4 protein-coding genes are annotated in these 3,298 nt (G+C 73.6%); 1 reads left to right on the forward strand and 3 read right to left on the reverse strand.

Features of this window, described 5'->3' with window-relative positions; genetic code table 11:
• Positions 1-112 precede the first annotated feature (112 nt).
• Complete coding sequence (locus V6U81_RS28930; protein ID WP_334494207.1) at positions 113-841, forward strand: helix-turn-helix domain-containing protein; 729 nt, start codon at positions 113-115, stop codon at positions 839-841.
• A 68-nt stretch (positions 842-909) separates the two neighbouring features.
• Here the strand turns inward: V6U81_RS28930 and ung are convergent, their stop codons facing one another.
• Genes ung through V6U81_RS28945 form a run of 3 tightly spaced genes read right to left on the reverse strand, consistent with a single transcriptional unit; the run spans position 910 to position 3,241 of the window.
• Positions 910-1,611 carry a uracil-DNA glycosylase gene (gene ung / locus V6U81_RS28935; protein ID WP_334494209.1) on the reverse strand — a complete coding sequence of 234 codons (702 nt, stop codon included), beginning with the start codon at positions 1,609-1,611 and terminating at the stop codon, positions 910-912.
• A 53-nt stretch (positions 1,612-1,664) separates the two neighbouring features.
• On the reverse strand, positions 1,665-2,147 hold the full coding sequence (gene tsaE / locus V6U81_RS28940) for a tRNA (adenosine(37)-N6)-threonylcarbamoyltransferase complex ATPase subunit type 1 TsaE (protein WP_334494210.1): 483 nt from the start codon (positions 2,145-2,147) through the stop codon (positions 1,665-1,667).
• On the reverse strand, positions 2,144-3,241 hold the full coding sequence (locus V6U81_RS28945; RefSeq protein ID WP_334494211.1) for an alpha/beta fold hydrolase: 1,098 nt from the start codon (positions 3,239-3,241) through the stop codon (positions 2,144-2,146). The genes tsaE and V6U81_RS28945 overlap by 4 nt, the downstream gene beginning before the upstream one ends.
• Between the last annotated feature and the right edge of the window lie 57 nt (positions 3,242-3,298).

The following is a 3,298-nucleotide window of genomic DNA, read 5'->3' on the forward strand; positions in this document are numbered from 1 at the left end:
GAACAACGGCATGCGCCGTCACCGGCCCCCACCACAACCCACTAACCCGTCACAAGACCCATAAATATGACGGAGAGGCATATCGCTCTCCGCGGAAAGTCATCCTGTGGTGATGACGGAGAGTCGCCTGGCCGCCCGGATCGCCGGCACGTTGCGCCTTGAGCGGGAGACCCGGGGGCTGACCCAGCAGGCGCTGGCCACCCTGGCGGGGATGAGCCAGGGCGGCGTGGCCCGGATCGAACGCGGCGACCGGATGCCGAGCATCCCGCTGGTCGAACGGGTCTTCGCGGCCCTCGGCCTGCAACTCGCCGTCACGGTCGAGCCGCTCGACACCCACCTGGACGCCCGGATGGACGAGCTGGCCGCCCGGCCGCTCGCCGAACGGATCGACGAACTCGGGCTGGACCGGGTGCTCGACCGGCTCGGCGACCTGCCGCACGTGCTCGCCGGCGGGACCGCCGCCGTGTTGCAGGGCGCGCCGGTGCCGGCGGACGGGGTGGAGATCGCGGTCCGGTGGTCCGACTCGGCCCGCTTCACCGCCTGGCTGGACGCCGCCTACGGCCAACGCTGGAACGCCCGGTGGGGTGAGTTCGGCGGCCTGCGCCTCGAACCGGAGGAACCCGGGGAGCACCGCTGGCAGACCCGGTACGGCGAGGTCCGCGCGCAGCTGTGCGACGAGCTGCCCGAGGCGATCGAGGTGCGGCACGACGGGCGGAGCTACCGGGTGGTGCCGCTGGTCGCGGTGGAGCTGACCGACCCGCGCGCCGCCGACCTGCTGCGCCGGCACCGCCAGCGGCAGGCCAGCGACGCCGGCACCCGGTCCGCCGGCTCATCCCGCTGAGCGGCGGGCCAGCCGGCTGAGCGGCGGGCCAGCCGGCTGAGCGGCGGGCCAGCCGGCTGAGCGGCGGGTCAGCCGGCTGAGCGCTCCCAGTCGACGGTGGGCAGGCCGGCGTCGGCGAGCGCCTTGTTGGCCGCGCTGAACGGCCGGCTGCCGAGGAAGCCGCGCGGGTTCATCGGGCTGGGGTGCCCCGCCTCCAGCACCACGTGCCGGGGGTTGGTGACCAGGGCCGCCTTCTTGCGGGCGTACCCGCCCCAGAGCAGGAAGACCACCCGCTGCTCGGACGCGTCGAGGGCGCGGATGGTGGCATCGGTGAACTCCTCCCAACCCCGGTTGGCGTGCGAGCCGGGGGTGGCCTGCCGAACGGTGAGCACCGAGTTGAGCAGCAGCACCCCCTGGGCCGCCCAGCCGTCGAGGTTGCCGCTGCGCGGCTTCGGTACGCCCAGGTCCTCGCCCAGCTCCTTGAAGACGTTGCGCAGCGACGGCGGCACCGTCACCCCCTCGCGAACGCTGAAGCTCAACCCGTGCGCCTGCCCCACCCGGTGGTACGGGTCCTGCCCCAGGATCAGCACCCGGCACTGCTCCGGCCCGCACAGCCGGTAGGCGGAGAAGAGATCCTCCACCGGCGGGAAGATCGTCTGGGTGGCGTACTCCCCGGCGACGAACTCGGCCAGCGCCGCGGTGCGGGCCGGGTCGAGGTGCGGGGTCAGCGCGGCACGCCAGGCCTCCGGCAGCAGCGCCAGCAGGTCGAGGGCGGGGGCGTCGTCGGGCATCGGCAACCTTTCGCAGTCGGTCCCGGCACTGTAGGCAGCGGGTACGACAGCGCTCAGCGCAGGGCTTCCAGGCGCTGCGCCCAGTCGCCGCCGACCGGTTCCAACGTGACCACCCGGGTGTCGTCGTCGCGCCGGTCGATCCGCACCCCCAGGTGCGCGTCGACCAGCTGCTCCACCAGCCCCTCGCCCCACTCGACCACGGTCACCGAGTCGTCCACCGAGGCGTCGAGGTCGAGGTCGTCGATCTCGGCGCGCGGGTCACCCGCGTCCCCCAGCCGGTACGCGTCGGCGTGCACCAGTGCCACCGAGCCGCCCCGGGCCGGGTCCGGCCGGTGCACCCGGGCGATCACGAAGGTCGGCGAGGTGATGTCGCCGAGCACCCCCAGCCCGGCGCCGACGCCCTGGGTGAGCGCGGTCTTGCCGGCGCCCAGCGGGCCGGTGAGCAGCAGCAGGTCGCCGGCGCGCAGCACCCCGGCCAGCCGCCGCCCGAACGCGTGCGTGTCCGCCACCGTCGGCAGGGAGACGGTCACGCTCACAGCGCCTCCAGGAACTGCTCCAGCGCGGCGTTGACCTCGTCGGCGTGCTCCAGCATCACCACGTGCCCACTGTCATTGATCTTGAGGTAGTCGGCGTGCGGCAACCGACGCACGATCTCCTCCGAGTGGTTCACCGGGGTGATCATGTCCTTGTCGCCGACCACCACCAGCACCGGCGTGCCGCTCAGCGCGGCCAGCGCCGGGAAGCGGGAGTGGGTGGCGAGGGTACGCAGGTAGCGGGTGACCGTGTCGGCGGAGGTGCGGGAGTTCATCTGCTCCACGTAGGACACCAGCGCCGGGCTGGGCTTCGGGGTGCCGAAGCCGTACTTGCGGGTGAGCAGCCAGGCCACGTTGGACGTCGACCGGCGGGCCTTGTCGATCACCGTGCCGCCGTACCGGGTGGCGTTGCTCATCATGTAGAGCACCGGCGCGCCGACCCGCCCGAGCATCGCCGGGGCGACCAGCTTCGTCTCGGCGAGCAGACCGCCCGAGGTGGCCATCAGCACGGTGCCGACCACCCGGTCGCCGAACATCTCCGGGTAGAGCTCGGCGAAGGCCATGATGGTCATCCCGCCCATCGAGTGGCCGACCAGCACCAGCGGCCCCTCCGGGGCGGTCCGGTCGATGACCCGGCGCAGGGTACGGCCCAGCGCGGCCAGGTCGTAGTCGCCGGTCTCCAACCGCCCCGACCGGCCGTGCCCCGGCTGGTCGTACGCGACGACCCGGTAGTCGCCGCGCTCGGCGAGCATCTTGCGCTGGAAGTGGAAGGTCCCCATGTCCAGGCAGAAGCCGTGCACGAGCACCACGGTCGGGTGCCCCGCCACCGGCCGGGTCGGCTCCACCACCTCGACGTGGATGTCGGTGCCGTCCGGCATCTCCAGCCGGAACGACTCGTCGTACCGCTGCGCGCCGAAGACCTCGTCCGCGTACCGGTCGGCGGGGTCGCTCTTGAGCCTGCGGACCAGGACGCGCTCGCTCACCACGCCCGCGGCGAGCCCCGCGGCGGCTACGCCGACCGCGGCCCCGACCAGGCCGGCGGCCCGGCCCACCGCGGTCCGCGGCCGGGGAATCCGGAACCGGGGCGACGGGCTCACGGTGCCACCTCGGTTCGCGACTGCGGGGCTCGCAACCCCGGCTCACTCCTCGCGCTC

The organism is Micromonospora lacuserhaii (assembly GCF_036902735.1).
GTDB lineage: Bacteria > Actinomycetota > Actinomycetes > Mycobacteriales > Micromonosporaceae > Micromonospora.